General features: G+C 74.4%; 18 protein-coding genes. 8 read left to right on the forward strand and 10 right to left on the reverse strand.

The genetic code is table 11. From position 1 onward, the window contains the following. Positions 1-36: 36 nt before the first annotated feature. From C7M71_RS02075 to C7M71_RS02090, 4 genes are all read right to left on the reverse strand, one after another. Entirely contained in the window at positions 37-927 is an 891-nt protein-coding gene (locus tag C7M71_RS02075; RefSeq protein ID WP_111490903.1) for a spermidine synthase, read from the reverse strand. A gap of 90 nt (positions 928-1,017) precedes the next feature. Continuing rightward, positions 1,018-1,773, reverse strand: a complete 756-nt coding sequence (locus tag C7M71_RS02080) for a succinate dehydrogenase/fumarate reductase iron-sulfur subunit (protein ID WP_111490904.1) — start codon at positions 1,771-1,773, stop codon at positions 1,018-1,020. Beyond that, complete coding sequence (locus tag C7M71_RS02085) at positions 1,770-3,728, reverse strand: fumarate reductase/succinate dehydrogenase flavoprotein subunit (RefSeq protein WP_111490905.1); 1,959 nt, start codon at positions 3,726-3,728, stop codon at positions 1,770-1,772. Before C7M71_RS02085 ends, C7M71_RS02080 begins: the two co-directional genes overlap by 4 nt. A gap of 2 nt (positions 3,729-3,730) precedes the next feature. Further along, a complete protein-coding gene (locus C7M71_RS02090; RefSeq protein WP_111490906.1) occupies positions 3,731-4,435 on the reverse strand; it encodes a succinate dehydrogenase cytochrome b subunit in 705 nt (234 codons plus the stop codon). Between the two features lie 84 nt (positions 4,436-4,519). Here C7M71_RS02090 and C7M71_RS02095 point away from each other — a divergent pair, with 84 nt between their 5' ends. The 4 genes from C7M71_RS02095 to C7M71_RS02110 all read left to right on the forward strand — a co-directional run bounded on the left by C7M71_RS02095 (position 4,520) and on the right by C7M71_RS02110 (position 7,030). Further along, positions 4,520-5,488, forward strand: coding sequence for a LysR family transcriptional regulator (locus C7M71_RS02095; protein WP_229758478.1), 969 nt, complete (start codon positions 4,520-4,522; stop codon positions 5,486-5,488). Positions 5,489-5,622: 134 nt separating this feature from the next. Next, entirely contained in the window at positions 5,623-6,084 is a 462-nt protein-coding gene (locus C7M71_RS02100; RefSeq protein WP_229758479.1) for a DoxX family protein, read from the forward strand. Positions 6,085-6,129: 45 nt separating this feature from the next. Further along, a complete protein-coding gene (locus tag C7M71_RS02105; RefSeq protein WP_407675846.1) occupies positions 6,130-6,414 on the forward strand; it encodes a TetR family transcriptional regulator C-terminal domain-containing protein in 285 nt (94 codons plus the stop codon). 13 nt (positions 6,415-6,427) lie between these two features. Then, positions 6,428-7,030, forward strand: a complete 603-nt coding sequence (locus C7M71_RS02110; RefSeq protein ID WP_111490908.1) for a DUF4865 family protein — start codon at positions 6,428-6,430, stop codon at positions 7,028-7,030. Between the two features lie 516 nt (positions 7,031-7,546). Here the strand turns inward: C7M71_RS02110 and C7M71_RS02115 are convergent. After that, positions 7,547-8,155, reverse strand: a complete 609-nt coding sequence (locus tag C7M71_RS02115; protein WP_111490909.1) for an O-methyltransferase — start codon at positions 8,153-8,155, stop codon at positions 7,547-7,549. A 518-nt stretch (positions 8,156-8,673) separates the two neighbouring features. Between C7M71_RS02115 and C7M71_RS02120 the strand changes: the two genes are divergently transcribed. Both C7M71_RS02120 and C7M71_RS02125 read left to right on the forward strand, forming a co-directional pair. Continuing rightward, entirely contained in the window at positions 8,674-8,979 is a 306-nt protein-coding gene (locus C7M71_RS02120; protein ID WP_229758480.1) for a hypothetical protein, read from the forward strand. Positions 8,980-9,029: 50 nt separating this feature from the next. After that, positions 9,030-10,007, forward strand: coding sequence for a helix-turn-helix transcriptional regulator (locus tag C7M71_RS02125; RefSeq protein ID WP_162824104.1), 978 nt, complete (start codon positions 9,030-9,032; stop codon positions 10,005-10,007). Positions 10,008-10,031: 24 nt separating this feature from the next. Here the strand turns inward: C7M71_RS02125 and def are convergent, their stop codons facing one another. The 3 genes from def to C7M71_RS02140 all read right to left on the reverse strand — a co-directional run bounded on the left by def (position 10,032) and on the right by C7M71_RS02140 (position 11,996). Continuing rightward, positions 10,032-10,706 (reverse strand): peptide deformylase, encoded by a 675-nt coding sequence (gene def / locus C7M71_RS02130; RefSeq protein ID WP_111490911.1) that lies wholly within the window; start codon positions 10,704-10,706, stop codon positions 10,032-10,034. Between the two features lie 72 nt (positions 10,707-10,778). After that, positions 10,779-11,564 carry a glycerophosphodiester phosphodiesterase gene (locus tag C7M71_RS02135; RefSeq protein ID WP_111490912.1) on the reverse strand — a complete coding sequence of 262 codons (786 nt, stop codon included), beginning with the start codon at positions 11,562-11,564 and terminating at the stop codon, positions 10,779-10,781. Between the two features lie 9 nt (positions 11,565-11,573). Continuing rightward, positions 11,574-11,996: a TOBE domain-containing protein gene (locus tag C7M71_RS02140; RefSeq protein WP_175607619.1), complete on the reverse strand. Its 423-nt coding sequence runs from the start codon at positions 11,994-11,996 to the stop codon at positions 11,574-11,576. A gap of 152 nt (positions 11,997-12,148) precedes the next feature. On the opposite strand from C7M71_RS02140, the gene C7M71_RS02145 reads away from it, so the two are divergent. Further along, positions 12,149-12,367 carry a hypothetical protein gene (locus tag C7M71_RS02145; protein ID WP_111490913.1) on the forward strand — a complete coding sequence of 73 codons (219 nt, stop codon included), beginning with the start codon at positions 12,149-12,151 and terminating at the stop codon, positions 12,365-12,367. 48 nt (positions 12,368-12,415) lie between these two features. Here the strand turns inward: C7M71_RS02145 and C7M71_RS02150 are convergent, their stop codons facing one another. Beyond that, positions 12,416-13,606: an ROK family transcriptional regulator gene (locus C7M71_RS02150; protein WP_111490914.1), complete on the reverse strand. Its 1,191-nt coding sequence runs from the start codon at positions 13,604-13,606 to the stop codon at positions 12,416-12,418. A gap of 148 nt (positions 13,607-13,754) precedes the next feature. Between C7M71_RS02150 and C7M71_RS02155 the strand changes: the two genes are divergently transcribed. Continuing rightward, positions 13,755-14,993 (forward strand): MFS transporter, encoded by a 1,239-nt coding sequence (locus C7M71_RS02155; RefSeq protein WP_229758481.1) that lies wholly within the window; start codon positions 13,755-13,757, stop codon positions 14,991-14,993. A 34-nt stretch (positions 14,994-15,027) separates the two neighbouring features. Here the strand turns inward: C7M71_RS02155 and C7M71_RS02160 are convergent, their stop codons facing one another. Then, positions 15,028-15,747: a sulfite exporter TauE/SafE family protein gene (locus tag C7M71_RS02160; RefSeq protein WP_111490916.1), complete on the reverse strand. Its 720-nt coding sequence runs from the start codon at positions 15,745-15,747 to the stop codon at positions 15,028-15,030. Between the last annotated feature and the right edge of the window lie 113 nt (positions 15,748-15,860).

Raw genomic sequence — 15,860 nt, forward strand, 5'->3', positions numbered from 1 at the left:
GGGCCCGTGAGGCGGGTCTCAGGAGTCTCAGGAGTCTCAGGAGAGGGTGAAGGCGCCATCCGGCGGGGCGGGTGACGGGCGGGCGCCGACATCCGCCACCGGTGCGGCGGCGCCGATGAAGCGGTCCAGCGCGGCGCCGTCGACCGTCCGGGCCGGGAAGGGGTCGCCGGCCAGCCGCCGGGCCAGGTCCGCGACGGCGATCGGACGCCGGGAGCCGACCAGCACCAGATTGCCGAACCGCCGGCCGCGCAGCACCGAGGGCTCCGCGATCAGGCAGACCTCGGGCAGCACCGCCCGTACGGTGGCTGCCTGGGCGCGGGCGAAGTCCAGCGGCGGGCCGTCGGCCAGGTTGGCGGCGTACAGCCCGCCGGGGCGCAGCACCCGGGCCGCCTCCCGGACGAACTCCACGGTGGTGAGGTGGGCGGGCACCCGGGAGCCGCCGAAGACATCGGCCAGCAGCAGGTCGGCGGAGCCGTCGGGGGCGGCGGCCAGTGCCTCGCGGGCGTCCCCGACGACGGTCTCGGGGCGGGCGTCGGGGCCCTGCCAGGGCAGTTGCTCGGCGATCAGGTCGAGCAGCGGGCCGTCGATCTCGACCACCCGCTGGCGGGAGCCGGGGCGGGTGGCGGCGGTGTAGCGGGGCAGGGCGAGGGCGCCGCCGCCCAGGTGCAGCACCTCCAGCGGGAGGCCGGGGGCGGCTGCGGTGTCCACGACGTGGCCGAGCCGCCGGACGTACTCGAACTCCAGGTGGGTCGGGTCGTCGAGGTCGACATAGGACTGCGGGGTGCCGTCGAGGGTCAGCAGCCTGGCGCGGGGCCGGTCGACGTCGGGCAGCAGCCGGGCGGTGCCCAGCGCGACGGTGCGCTGCACCGGTATGGGCTCGTCGCGGGGGTCCACCGGGTGATGCGGGTCGTGCGGGTCGTCGGCCATCGGACCATTGTCGTACGGCGGAGGGCCCGCACCCGGGCCGGTCCCCTTCCGGCCGGAAGGCCGAGGCCGGAAGGGGACCGGCCCGGGTGGTCAGACCCGCCCGGAGGTGCCCTTGCGGAGGGCCCGCAGATACTCGCGGTTCATGGCGGCGATGGACGGCAGCGGGATGCCCTTGGGGCAGGCGGTGGCGCACTCCCCGGTGTTGGTGCAGCCGCCGAACCCCTGCTCGTCCATGGCCGCCACCATGTCCAGCACCCGCGACTCACGCTCCGGGGCGCCCTGCGGCAGCACATTGAGGTGGACGACCTTGGCCGAGGTGAAGAGCATCGCCGAGCCGTTGGGGCAGGCCGCCACGCAGGCGCCGCAGCCGATGCACTCCGCGTGCTCGAAGGCGGTGTCGGCGGCTGCCTTGGGGACGGCCGTGGCGTGCGCCTCGGGCGCCGAGCCGGTGGGGGCGGTGATGTAGCCGCCGGAGCCGACGATCCGGTCGAAGGCGGAGCGGTCCACCACCAGGTCCTTGACCACCGGGAAGGCGGCGGCCCGCCATGGCTCCACGTCGATGGTGTCGCCGTCCTGGAAGTGCCGCATATGGAGCTGGCAGGTGGTGGTCCGCTCCGGGCCGTGGGCCTGGCCGTTGATGACCATGCCGCAGGCGCCGCAGATGCCCTCGCGGCAGTCGTGGTCGAAGGCCACGGGCTCGTCGCCGCGCAGGATCAGCTCCTCGTTGAGGACGTCCAGCATCTCCAGGAAGGACATGTCGGGGCTGATCCCCTCGACCCGGTAGGTGGTCATGGCGCCGTCCTGCTCGGGCGAGCGCTGGCGCCAGATGCGCAGGGTGAGGTTCACGCGTAGCTCCGCTGGGTGGGGTGGACGTACTCGAAGACCAGGTCTTCCTTGTGCAGGACGGGCGCCCCGCCGCCGGTGTACTCCCAGGCGGCGGCATAGGAGAAGCGCTCGTCGTCGCGCCGGGCCTCGCCGTCGGGGGTCTGGGACTCCTCGCGGAAGTGCCCGCCGCAGGACTCGGCGCGGTGCAGCGCGTCCAGGCACATCAGCTCGGCCAGCTCGAAGTAGTCGGCGATCCGGTTGGCCTTCTCCAGCGACTGGTTGAGCTCGGCGCCGCTGCCGGGCACCTTGACCCGCCGCCAGAACTCGTCGCGCAGCGCGGGGATGCGCTCCAGCGCCTTGCGCAGACCCGCCTCGCTGCGCGCCATCCCGCACTGCTCCCACATCAGCTCCCCCAGTTCGCGGTGGAAGGAGTCCGGGGTGCGGTCGCCGTCGATGGAGAGCAGCAGATTCAGCCGGTCCTCGGTCTCGGCGACGGCCTCGGTGACGGCCGGGTGGTCGGGGGACACCTCGTCGTGCGGGTGCCGGGCGAGGTAGTCGTTGATGGTGGCGGGCAGCACGAAGTAGCCGTCGGCCAGGCCCTGCATCAGGGCGCTGGCGCCGAGCCGGTTGGCGCCGTGGTCGGAGAAGTTGGCCTCACCGATGGCGAAGAGTCCGGGGACGGTGGTCTGGAGGTCGTAGTCCACCCAGAGGCCGCCCATGGTGTAGTGGACGGCCGGGTAGATCCGCATCGGCCGGGTGTAGGGGTCCTCGGCGGTGATGCGCTCGTACATCTCGAAGAGGTTGCCGTACTTCTCGGCGACCTTCTCCCGGCCCATCCGGGCGATGGCGTCGGCGAAGTCCAGGTAGACGCCCTGGCCGCCGGGGCCGACGCCACGGCCTTCGTCGCAGACGTTCTTGGCGGCGCGGGAGGCGATGTCGCGCGGCACCAGGTTGCCGAAGGACGGGTAGATCCGCTCCAGGTAGTAGTCGCGCTCGTCCTCGGGTATCAGCTCCGGGGACCGGGTGTCGCCCTTGGCCTTGGGGACCCAGATGCGGCCGTCGTTGCGCAGCGACTCGCTCATCAGGGTCAGCTTGGACTGGTGGTCGCCGGAGCGCGGGATGCAGGTGGGGTGGATCTGGGTGTAGCAGGGGTTGCCGAAGTACGCGCCGCGCCGGTGGGCCCGCCAGATCGCGGTGGCGTTGGAGTTCTTGGCGTTGGTGGAGAGGTAGAAGACATTGCCGTAGCCGCCGGAGGCGAGCACCACGGCATCGGCCAGGTGCACCGAGACCCGTCCGCTGACCAGGTCGCGGGCGACGATGCCGCGGGCCCGGCCGTCGATGACGATCAGGTCCAGCATCTCGGTGCGCGGGTGCATCTCCACGGCCCCGGCGTCGATCTGCCGGGAGAGCGCCTGGTAGGCGCCGAGCAGCAGTTGCTGGCCGGTCTGGCCACGGGCGTAGAAGGTGCGGGAGACCTGGACGCCGCCGAAGGAGCGGGTGTCCAGCAGGCCGCCGTACTCGCGGGCGAAGGGGACGCCCTGGGCGACGCACTGGTCGATGATCTGCACCGAGACCTGGGCGAGGCGGTGGACGTTGGACTCGCGGGCGCGGAAGTCGCCGCCCTTGACGGTGTCGTAGAAGAGGCGGTGCACGGAGTCGCCGTCGTTGCGGTAGTTCTTGGCCGCGTTGATGCCGCCCTGGGCCGCGATGGAGTGGGCGCGGCGCGGGGAGTCCTGGTAGCAGAACTGGACCACCTGGTAGCCCTGCTCGGCGAGGGTGGCCCCGGCGGAGCCGCCGGCCAGGCCGGTGCCCACGATGATGATCCGGTGCTTGCGGCGGTTGGCCGGGTTGACCAGCTTCGCGGAGAAGCGCCGGCTGTCCCAGCGCTCATGGACGGGGCCGGCGGGCGCCTTGGTGTCGGCGATCGGGTCGCCCACGGTGTAGTCGGCGTAGGGGGTGTCGGTGTGCGAGGTCATGGTCAGTCCACCAGTCCGGTCATCACGGCGACGGGCACGATGAGGAAGCCGACGGTCAGCACCGCCGCCAGGATGTCGGCCGTCGCCTTCAGGGCACGGTCGCGGCCCCGGTTGTTGGCGCCGAGCGTCTGGGCGGCGCTCCAGAAGCCGTGCCGGATGTGCAGGCCGACGGCGAGCATCGCCACGATGTAGATGACGTCGGCGTACCAGTTCCGGAAGTCGGCGACCACGTTCTGGTACGGGTGGCCCTGCTGCCCGAGGGGGTTCACCGTGCCGGTGGTCAGGTCGAGGATGTGCCAGACGATGAAGAGGCCCAGGATCACCCCGCCCCAGCGCATGGTGCGGGTGGCGTAGCTGGCCCGGGCCGGCGGCCGGTGGGCGTAGCGCTGCGGGCGGGCCTTGAGGTCGCGCCGGCTGAGCTGGTACGCGGCGACCGCGTGCAGCACCACGCAGAGCACCAGCGCGGTGCGCTGGATCCACAGGTACCAGCCGGTGTGCAGCACGGGCTCGCCGATGGTCCGCAGCCACCCGGCGTAGCTGTTGAAGTCGTCCGGGCCGAAGAAGATCTTCAGATTGCCGAGCATGTGCACGATCAGGAAAAGCAGCATGATCACGCCCGTGGTGGCCATGACCGTCTTCTTGCCGACGGTGGAACCCCACAGCGTGCGAAGAGCGGACGTTCGTGCCGTCCGAGTCGCCAGAGCCATGTCCTCAGACGTTACGACCGGGTCCGCCGACAGGTCCAAGACATGGAACGGCTGGTTCCGATAGGGAAGAGCTATCGTGGAGCCGTGCAGTTGCAGCAGTTGGTCTACTTCGTGGCCGTTTCCGAGACCCGGCACTTCACCCGCGCCGCCGAGCGGGCCCATGTCGCCCAGCCCTCGCTCTCCCAGCAGATCCGTTCGCTGGAGCGGGAGTTGGGCGCCGAACTGTTCAGCCGCGCCCGGGGCAACATCGCCCTCACCGACGCCGGCGAGGCGCTGCTGCCGCTGGCCCGGCGGATCCTGGCCGATGCCGACACCGCCCGCCATGAGGTGCAGGAGCTGGCCCAGCTGCGGCGCGGCCGGGTCCGGCTGGGCGCCACCCCGAGCCTCTGCACCGGCCTGCTGCCCGAGGTGCTGCGCGCCTACCACCGCCGCTACCCCGGCATCCAGCTGCTGATCGAGGAGGGCGGCTCCCGGGACCTGGTACGGGAGCTGGCCACCGGCAGCCTGGACCTGGCGCTGATCATCCTGCCGTTGCAGAGCCACGACCCGGCGCTGGCCACCACCGAGCTGCTGCGCGAGGAGCTGGTGGTGGTCTCCGCCGCCGGGTCGCCGCCCGTGGTGGACGGGCAGCGGGTGCGGGTGGAGGACCTGGAGGGCCGGCCCATGGTGATGTTCCGGCGCGGGTACGACCTGCGCGAGTTCACGGTGGGCGCCTGCCGGGCGGCCGGCTTCGAGCCGACCCTGGCGGTGGAGGGCGGCGAGATGGACGCGGTGCTGGGGTTCACCGAGGCGGGGCTGGGGCTCGCGGTGCTGCCCAGCATGATCGCGGACCGGCGGGCCTTCGTCCAGGTGACCCCGTTCGCCGGCGAAGGTCTCCAGCGCACCATCGGCCTCGCCCACCGCAAGGACGTCGAGCCGCCGCGAGCCGCCCGCGAGCTGCGGCGAGTGCTGCTGGACTACCTGGACCGGGCGGACGCCACCGGCACCCTGCCGCCGGGCACCCGGAGGGTCCGCACCCCGACGCGGGACGAAGATGATCTGCCTCCCGCATAGTCTTGACGAGACCCGGACAATGCTGGCTTCATGGAGATACTCGGACGCATCGCCCGGTGTGCAACCGCGAGCTATGGGAGCGCTCCCATACGTCCTCGCCCCCCGCCGCGCCTCCGAACCTCTGGAGCCCCCCTGTGAACTCACCCCTGCCCCAACGCTGGACCCACCTGACCCTCGGCCTCTTCCGGGTGGTCGTCGCACTGCTCTTCACCTGCCACGGCATCGCCACCCTCTTCGGCGTCCTCGGCGGGGCCCAGGGCGGCCACGCCCCGGCCCTGCTGGAGTGGCCCGGCTGGTGGGCCTCGCTCATCGAATTCGTCGGCGGCATCCTGGTCGCCTTCGGCCTGTTCTCCCGCCCCGCCGCCCTGCTCTGCTCGGGCTCGATGGCGTACGCGTACTTCACCGTGCACCAGGAGCACGCCCTGATGCCGATCCAGAACGGCGGTGAAGCGGCCGCCATGTTCTGCTGGGCCTTCCTGGCGATCGCCGTCCTCGGCCCCGGCGCCGCGGCGCTCGACAACCGGCTGCTGCGCCCCCGGACCGGACCGGACGCCGCCGCCTCCACCGGCGCCACGGCGCCGGCGCTCAGCAAGTAACCCCCCGTCGCAATGCGCCGCCGGTCCCGCGATGCGGGGTCGGCGGTGGCCGCATGCACTCGTCGGGCGGACCCCGACGTCATCGCCAGCCCCGCCCTGCGGGAACCGTTGGCGGAGACCTTCGCCTGGCTGACCGGCCGGATCGCGGAGGTGCTGGCCGAAGGGCAGCGGCGCGGGGAGTTCACCGCCGCCCTGGACCCTGCCGAGACGGCGGCGGCGGTGGTCGCCGTCGTACAGGGCGGCTATGTGCTGGCCCGGTCCGCGGACTCCGCCGAGCCGTTCGATCGCGCGGTCAGGGGGGCGCTCGCCCTGCTGGCCGCCCATGCCTGAGGGGAACCGGCCCGTGCACGCCATGCAGTACGAGATCACCCTGCCCGCCGACTACGACATGACGACCATCCGGCACCGGGTGGCGACCAGGGGGGCGCTGCTGGACGACTTCCCCGGCCTGGGGCTGAAGGCGTACGGCATCCGGGAGCGCGGCGTCGACGGCTCGCCGGTCAACCAGTACACCCCCTTCTATCTGTGGGCGGCCCCCGACGCCATGAACCGCTTCCTCTGGGGCCCCGGCTTCCGGGGCATCCGCGACGACTTCGGCCGCCCCGCCGTCCAGCACTGGACCGGGCTGGGCTTCGCTCGGGGCCCGGCGTCGGCCTCGGCCCCGCGCGCTGCCGTACGGCGCACCTGGCGCCTCCCGGCGGACGCCGACCCCGCCGAGGCCGTCGACGGTGCGCTGGGTGAGCTGACCCGGCTCGGCGGGACGGCGGGGGTGCACTGCACGGCGCTGGCCGTCGACCCCCGCCACTGGGAGCTGGTCTCCTTCACGGTCTGGGAGCACGCTGGACCGGACACTCCGGAGCGGCCGGGCGTCGCCGAGGCGCGCTATGAGGTGCTGCACCTCTGCCGGCCGGAGCTGGACGCCCTGCCCGAGGGGCGGCAGTGGTGAGCGGCGCCTTGCCCCTCGGGGAGGGCTGGTGACCTGGGGGTGGCGCCCGGCCGGGTCATCCTGGGGACCTCAACCGCTCGCCGGACCTGCGAGTCCACCGGCAGGCCGCCGAGCGGGGCGCGTACCTCGCCTTTGACGGCCCGTCACATGCCAACCACGCCACCGACTGGCGGCTGCTGGATGTGCTGACCGCCCTGGCCGACGCCGGGTACGCGGACCGGCTGCTGCTGGGCGGGGACACCACCACGCCCGACGCCCGCGCGGCCACCGGCGGCGGCCCGGGCATGCCCTTCCTACTGCGGCGGCTGCGCCCGGCCCTCGCCCGGGAACGCGGGGACGACCTGGCCGACCTGGTCTTCACGGCCAACCCGGCCGGGCCTTCGCCGCCGACTGGCGCTGAGACGGCCGCGCCCCGGCGGGGCCTTGGCAGCGGGGGTGCCTCCGGGCCGGGGCCAGGCGGAATTCAGTGGCACGCGGGGCAAGGGCCGCCAAGTGGCGAGGCTGCCTCCGGCCGGGTCAGCGGGGGGCGCGGACCGCCACCACGGTGGAGAGGTCCGGGGCCAGGCGGAGTTCGGTGGCACGCAGGGCGGGGTGGCCGAGCCAGTGCATCCGGGCGGTGTCGGGGGCGCCGCAGTGCTGGGGCGGCCAGGTGTCGGAAGGGGTGAAGTCGTCGACCACCAGCGTCCCGCCCGGGGTGAGCAGCCGTTCGGGGTCGGCCGGGGTGTCGTCCTTGCCCTGGCCGCCTCCGTCCAGGACCAGCAGGTCGAACGGTCCATGGCCGGTGATCGCCTGCCACTCCCCCGGCACGATCCGCACCTGCGGGTGGTCGGCGAAGACCTCGGCGGCGAGGCGGGCCCGCTCGGGGTCGCGTTCCACGCTCACCAGGCGGACCCCGTCGCGGGCACCGGAGGCCAGCCAGGCCAGTCCCACCCCGAGCCCGGTACCGGTCTCCCCGATCAGACCGGTCGGGCCGGGGGCACCTGCGGCGAGTGCCTGAAGGAGGCGGCCCTGCTCGGGGCGGCAGGAATAGGCGAAGCCGCTCCGCCGGGCGGCCCGTACCGCGCGCTCGACCAGCGGCGGCAGGTCGCGGAGGTCCGTGTAGGCGTCGGTTCCGGTGGCTGACATGGCGTCATTCTGGGGTCCGGCTGGCGGCGGTACAACTGCCCCGACGACGCCGCCTCCAGGTGGACCGGGCGCACCACCACGGCCGGTGGATGCCGCCGCCGCTCAGGCGGTACCCCGCACGGGATGCCGTCCCCGGATAACGCTGGCGCGGGGGCAAAGCACGACCGTCGGCGACGGCCTGGCCGACGCCACTCGACCGGGCAGTGACCGCCCACACCTGCGAGGCCCTGGCGAAGCACCACCGGTAGGGACGGCCCCGCAGCACACACAGCAAAGCCTCCGAACGGCGACCGCCGACACCAGCGCAGCCCTGGCCAAGCACCACCGGCAACCCGGGCCCGCGTACTCGGGGCAGTGGGCAGCAGAGGACTAATGAGGCCGGGCCGCAGGGCAGTTGACTGCGCAACTCCGACCGTCGCGAGCCGCGCTGTTGCCCCGGGTGGGGGGCCAGGAATGAGTGGGCGCCCGGGGACGCTGAACGAGGGGAACCGCGTGTGCCGAGAGAGTGTGAGGACGCCATGACCACCGCCGGGCCCCAGGACCAGCCCAGCCACCACTTCGACCCGGCAGGCCGCCCCTATGCCGCCGCGACGGCGGCGGCCGCAGCCGTGGTGACGGCCTGCGGGCGGCGGATCGCGGTGGCGCCGCTCTGCATCGGCGCGGCGGGCGGCCCGTTCGCCCGGGTCGCGCTGGACGTGGGTCCGGAGCGCGGCGGGGCCTCCCGGGCGTGGGCGGGGCTCAGCCCGCAGGAGGCCCGGGGGTTGGCGTTCCTGCTGCTGGAGCAGGCCGCCCGGGCCGAGCAGTTGGCCGGTCCCGGGGCCTGACCGCACACTGCGGACGGGGGGTGTCCGCGACGGCTGGCAGAGTGGGTGCCGTGCTTCAGACTTCCGCGCGGTTGCTGCGCCTGCTGTCCCTGCTCCAGACCCGGCCGGACTGGACCGGCCCGGAGCTGGCCGAGCGGCTGGGGGTGACCGCGCGCACGGTACGGCGGGATGTGGACCGGCTGCGCGAGCTGGGCTATCCCGTGCATGCCACCCTGGGCGCGGCGGGCGGCTACCGGCTGGGCGCCGGGGCGGCGCTGCCGCCGCTGCTGCTGGACGACGAGGAGGCGGTCGCGGTCGCGGTGGGCCTGCGCACTGCGGCGGGCGGCACGGTGGAGGGGATGGCGGAGTCGTCGGTGCGGGCGCTGGCCAAGCTGGAGCAGGTGCTGCCGTCCCGGCTGCGCCGGCGGGTGAACGCGCTCCAGACGGCCACGGTCGCGCTGTCCGGGGGCGGCCCGACGGTGGATCCGCAGCTGCTCACCGTGATCGCGAGCGCCTGCCGGGACCGGATGCGGACGCGGTTCCACTACCAGGACCACGGCGGCGCGGAGAGCCGCCGGATCGCGGAGCCGCACCGGCTGGTCTGCACCGGGTGGCGCTGGTACCTGGTCGCCTGGGACACCGACCGCGACGACTGGCGTACCTTCCGGGTGGACCGGATCACCGAGCCGCTGCCGACCGGTCCGCGCTTCGAGCCCCGGGAGCTGCCGGAGGGCGCCGCCGAGCGGGTCTCCCGGGGGGTGTCGACCGAGGCCTACCGCTACCGGGCGCGGGTCACCCTGCACGCTCCGGCGGAGGCCGTACGGGCCCGGACCAGCCCCACGTCGGCCCAGGTGGAGCCCTTGGACGAGCATCGCTGCACGCTGCGCGCCGGGGCGAACTCGCTGGGCGCCCTGGCCATCCATCTCGCCCTGTTCGGCGTGGAGTTCGAGGTGCACGAGCCCCCGGAACTGGTGGTGCACCTAAGGGAGTTGGCCGAGCGGATGGTCAGAGCGACAGGCCCGACAGGCCCGGCGAGCCCATCCGACTGAGCCGGGCTCGACGGGTCGACGGGCTCACCCCTTCCGGCTGCCCAGCTCCTGCGCCCGGGCGTGGCGGCGGGCGAAGACGCCCTCGCGCTGCTCCTCCATCCGCCGCAGGGCCTCCTTGCGGTCCCGCTTGGCCAGCCGGTCGAGGTAGAGGTGGCCGTCCAGGTGGTCCGTCTCGTGCTGGAGGCAGCGGGCGAAGTACCCGGTGCCCTCGATCACCAGCGGGCGGCCGTGCTGGTCGACGCCGCGCACCACGGCCCGGTCCGGGCGGGCGAGGGGCAGTTGGGGGCCGGGGACGGACAGGCAGCCCTCGTCGTCCTCCAGCAGGTTCCGTCCGGCGGGACCGAGGTCGTCGAGCACGGGGTTGAGGATGTGGCCGACGTGCCGGACGCGGTGCTCGTCCCAGCAGTCGTAGACGAAGAGGCGCAGGTCGACATCGACCTGGTTGGCGGCCAGTCCGCAGCCCTCGGCGACCCGCATGGTGGCGAACATGTCGTCGATCAGCGTCGCCAGTTCCTCGGTGCCGAACTCCACGGCGGCCCGGCACGGCCGGTGCAGGATCTCCTCGCCGACCATGGTGACCCGGCGCACCGAGCCGCGCTCTGCCTCGGGTGCGACCGGCGGGTAGGAGTCGACGGGGGTGCCCAGGACGCGGACGCGGCGGTCGGCTGCGCCGGTGTGCTGGGCCGACTGGCGGGACATGGTGCGGGCGCTCCTTTGCTCGGCGGATCACCAGTCTGGGGCATGCCCATCGCCCGGAGGGGTGGTTTTCGGTCACCCCGGCGGGGCAGTCGCCGTGGCGTCGATGAGGGCGCGCAGCACGCCGATCCGGTTGGTGGTGAGCGAGACGGCTCCGGTGCGCAGCAGCCGGGCCATGGTGCGGCGGACGTCCACCGTCCAGGCGCTCACCTGGAGGCCGGTGCGGCGGGCGCGGTCCACCAGCGCGGGAGTGACCAGGCCGAAGGGCAGGTTGAGCAGATGCGGTCGGAGGTCGGCCAGCAGCGCGGGCGGTGGGGCGAGCGGGGTCTGCCAGGTGAGCGAGACCTCGGCGGCGGGGGCGTGGTGGCGTACGGCGAGCATGGCGGAGGGCGGGCCGCAGTACACCACGCGGTCGGCCGCGCCGAGCCGGGCGACCTCGGCGCAGGTGGCGGCGGCGGGTCCGGCGTCGTCCAGGTCGACCATCAGCAGCGGGGGTCTGCCGGTGCGGGTCGGCGGGGCGTCGGCGAAGGCGGTGAGGGCCTCGGCCAGGGTCGGGATCCGGGGTGCGGCGGCCGGGCCGCCGAGGCGGCGCAGTTCGGCGAGGGTGAGGTCGGCGAGCGGCCGGTCCAGGCCCCAGAGGCGTCTGAGGGTGGGGTCGTGGAGCAGCACGGGTATGCCGTCGCGGGTGAGGCGGACGTCCACCTCCACCGCGTCGGCGCCGGCGGCGAGGGCGGAGCGGAGCGAGGGGAGGGTGTTCTCGCGGTGCCGGTAGGGGTCGCCTCGGTGGGCGACGGCCCGGAGGGCGGCCGGGCGGGGCTCGGCCGGGCGGGGCTCGGCCGGGCGGGGGATGCCGGGGTGCATGGGCTCGCCTCAGCCCCGCTCGACCACGACATTGGTGGACTTCACCACGGCCACCGCCGGGGCGCCGGGTTCCAGGCCGAGTTCCTCGGCCGACTCCCGGCTGATCAGGGAGACCACCCGGAACGGCCCGGCCTGGATCTCCACCTGGGCGGCGACATCGCCGAGGATCACCTCGGTGACGATGCCACGGAAGCGGTTGCGGGCGGAGGAGGACGAGGGGGCACCGGCCGCCTCCGGGTGCTCCTGGCGGGCGAGTTCGCGGGCGAACGCCGCCAGCCGGGCGCCGGGGACGATGCGGTGGCCGTGCTCGTCCCGTTCGGCGGCGATGCGGCCCGCGTCCACCCAGCGGCGCATGGTGTCGGCGCTCACGCCGAGCATGGCCGCCGCTTCCCCGATCCGGTAGCTGTTCACCGGCCGGCCGGACTGCGCCATCTGGTCTCCTCGGGACGTCGCTGTGATCAGCGCAATCCTGCCCCATGGACCACCTGGGAGGGTGCATCCCGTACCGGCGACTAAGCTGACATTCGTGCAGAAGTTCGGCGATTCGGACATATGGTCGCCGACATGAGGGTGAGGAGCCATCGATGGACCAGGGCCAGGGGCCGGACAGCAGCTTCCGGAGCGATGTGACGCCGCCGCCACGGCCACGGCCGACCGTGGCGCAGCTCTGCGGGCGGATAGCCTTCGGCGCCACCGTCATAGCCGGACTGATCGCCTCGGTGGTGCTGGGCACCCCCGCGCTGCACGCCCCCGAAAGCGGCTCCGGACGCTCCGTACAGCACACGGCGGACGCCTCCCACTGACGGCCTACCATCTGCGGGCCTCCCACCGGCGGCTTCACCGGCGGCCCCTCAGGGCGTGCCGAAGAGATCCCGGTGGACCGCGTCCAGGGCAGTGAGCACAGCGCCGCCGAGCACGGCGCTGCCGGCCACCGTGCCGGGGCGGACCTCGGTACGCAGCGGGAAGATGTCGGCGAGGCGCCGGGCCACCCGGTCGGCGAGAGCGGTTCCGCCGGCCCGGCCGACTTCGCCGCCGAGGACCACACACCCCGGATCGAGCACCACGCAGAGCGCGGCGGCGCCCAGCGCGACCCGCTCGGCGAGGGCGTCCAGGAACGGCTCGCCCGCAGGTCCGGCGGCCACGGCCGCGCGTACGGCGGCCTCGGCGGCCGGGGCGTCATCGGCGGAGGCGGCGGGGAGGCCGTGGGCGCGGGCGAGCGCGCAGACGGCGGCGCCACCGGCCAGGGCGTGGAAGTCGCCGTCGCGGACGGCCGAGGCGGGCGACCCGGAGGCGCCGGATACGGGCAGGAAGCCGATCTCGCCGGTGCCGCCGGAGGCTCCCCGGCGCAGCCTGCCGTCCAGGACGACGGCGGCGCCGACGCCATGGCCGAGCCAGAGCAGTACGAAGGTGTCGCGGTCGCGGGCCGCGCCGAGCCGCTGCTCGGCGATGCCGGCCAGGTTGACCTCGTTCTCCAGCAGCACGGGGGCGCCGAGCCGGTCGCGCAGGGCGTGCACCAGGTCGGCGTGCCAGCGGGGCAGGCAGCCGGTGGGGTTGAGTTCGCCGGTGGCGGGGTCGACCAGCCCGGGGGCGCCCACGGCGATGGTGTGCAGGGTGGCGGCGCCGGCCCGGCGGGCGGCGTCGGCGAGGGCCCGTACGGCGTCGTCGACCAGGGAGCCGGGGGTGGCGCCGTCGGGGGCGACGGCGAGTTCGGCGGTGGCGCGGGTGCGGCCGGTGAGGTCGGCGACGGCAAGGCCGACGCTGACGGTGCGTACATCGACGCCGGCGATATGGGCGCGTCCGGCCACCAGCCCGTACAGCTTGGCATTGGGGCCGCGCCGGGCCGCGCCGGACTCCCCCACGACGGTGACCAGCCCGGCGCACTGGAGCCGTTCCAGGAGGTCGGCGACGGTCGGGCGGGAGAGCCCGGTGAGTTCCTTGAGCTGGGTGGCGGTGAGCGGGCCCTGGTCCAGCAGCAGGCCGAGCGCCAGCCGGTCGTTGATGGCGCGGGCTGTGCTCGGGGTGGCCGGACGCGCGATGGTCATGGGGCCGCATCCTCCCAGACGGCGATGGGTATTTCTATCAGGGACCCTTCCTGATAGTTTTCCCTCCGCAGGAATCGCCTGCACCACCGTCGACCGGACACACCACCGCAGGGTCGCGCAGCCGCGCACCGGGGGAGGACACTCACGCATGGACCAGCGCGCCGCAGGAGCCGCCATGGGCGGAGCCGCCGAGGACAGAACCGCCGTACAGAGGGCCAGGGTCGCCGTGGCCGTGGTCTTCGCCCTGCACGGGGCCGTCACCGGCAGCTTCGCGACCCGTATCCCCTGGATGCAGGAGCGGCTGCACCTGAGTTCCGGCGAACTCGGCGTCGCCCTGATGATGCCCGCAATCGGCGCGTCCCTGGCGATGCCGCTGGCCAGCCGGATCGTGCACCGCTACGGCGGCCGGGCGGCCGTCCGGGGACTGCTGGCGCTCTGGTGCGCCGCGCTGGCGCTGCCCGCCGCCGCCCCCGGCCTGCCCTGGTTCTGCCCGGCGCTGCTGCTCTTCGGCGCGACCGCCGGCATGGCGGATGTCGCCATGAACGCGCAGGGCGTGGAGGTCGAGCAGCGGTTCGGCCGGTCGATCATGTCGGGGCTGCACGGGATGTGGAGCGTCGGCGGGCTGGTGGCCTCCGGCTTCGGCGTCCTGGCCGCCCACGCCGGGATCGACGCCCGGCTGCACCTCGGGGTGATGGCGGCGCTGCTGGTCGTCGGCGGCCGGCTGGTCTGCCGCCACCTGCTGGACGTACGGCCCGCCGCCGAGGAGGAGGCGCCGCCGAGGTTCGCGCTGCCGCCCAGGTCGGCGCTGGCCATCGGGCTGGTCGGCTTCTGCGCGGTCTTCGCCGAGGGCGGCAGCGCCGACTGGTGCGCCGTCTACCTGCGGGACATCACCGGGGCGTCGGCGGGGGTCGCGGCGGCGTGCTACTCGGGGTTCGCGTTCACCATGGCCGGAGCCCGGCTCGCGGGCGACGCCGTGGTGCGGCGGCTGGGCCCGGTGCGTACCGTGCGGCTGAGCGGTGCGGTGGCCACCGTCGGCGGTCTGCTGGTGGTGGTGTCGGAGAGCCCGGCGCTGGCAATCCCCGGCTTCGCGCTGCTCGGGGTGGGAATCGCGGTGGTGGTTCCGCTGGCGTTCGCCGCCGCCGGCAAGAGCGGACCCAATCCCAGCCAGTCCATCGCGGGCGTGGCCACCATCACCTACACCTCCGGGCTGGTCGCCCCGGCGGCGATCGGGCTGCTGGCCCAGGCCACCTCGCTCACCGTCTCCTTCATGCTGGTCACCGCGCTGGTGTCGGCGCTGGTGCTGTCGGCCGGCGCCCTGCGGCGGGCGGCGGTGACGGTGTCGGCCGGCGCCGCCGCGCCCTCCGACACCCCGGCCGTCTCGCCCTGAGCGGCGGTCCCGCCCTGAGCCCGCCCGGCCGGTCTCAGCCCAGGACGCCCTTGGCCAGCGTGGCCAGGGCGCCCAGCAGCGCCAGACCCAGCACCAGCCGCCGGGCCTGCCGCTCGGAGAGCCGGTCGCCGAGCAGCCGCCCCAGCACGGCACCGCCTGCCACCCCCGACGCCACCAGCAGCCAGCCCGGGGCCGCGAGTGCGGGCAGGCCCTTGGCGGCGATCGAGAAGAGGTTGACCAGCACCCCGTAGAACTGCGCATTGGGGACGAACTCCCGTACCGGCCACCGGGCGTTCACCGCATAGAGGGAGAGGGCAGGGCCGCCCACTCCGGCCGAGGAGTTGAGGAACCCGCTGGCCGCACCGGCCACCACCGCCCCGGCCCGTCCCCGCAGCGCGGCGACCCGCACGCCGCCGATCACCAGCAGCACGGCGGCGGTGACGGTGAGGCCGATGGCGGTGAGCAGGACCCGTTCGGGCAGCCGGTCGGCGACCCAGGCCCCGGCCGGGACGGTACAGGCGGCGGCCAGTACCAGCGGCACCATCGCGGAGACCCGCACCCGGCGCCAGCCCCCGCAGAGCCCGACGGCGCTGATCGCCCCGGCGGCGCAGTTGGAGACCAGGACGCCCTGGCCGGGGCCGACCAGCAGCGCCAGCGCGGGCGCGGTGACCAGCGCGAAGCCGATGCCGGTGACGCGCTGCACGGAGGCACCGACCAGCACGACGGTGCCCAGCAGCAGCTCTGCGGCGGTCATCGCTGCGGCCCTCCCCACGCCGGTGGGCGGATCCCGGCGGGAGAGACCGTAGTCCCCGGCCCGGCGGCGGCACCACGGTTTTCCGCCTGCCCCAGGTGCGTACGGTTCGGTGA

Source organism: Peterkaempfera bronchialis, assembly GCF_003258605.2.
Taxonomy (GTDB): Bacteria; Actinomycetota; Actinomycetes; order Streptomycetales; family Streptomycetaceae; genus Peterkaempfera; species Peterkaempfera bronchialis.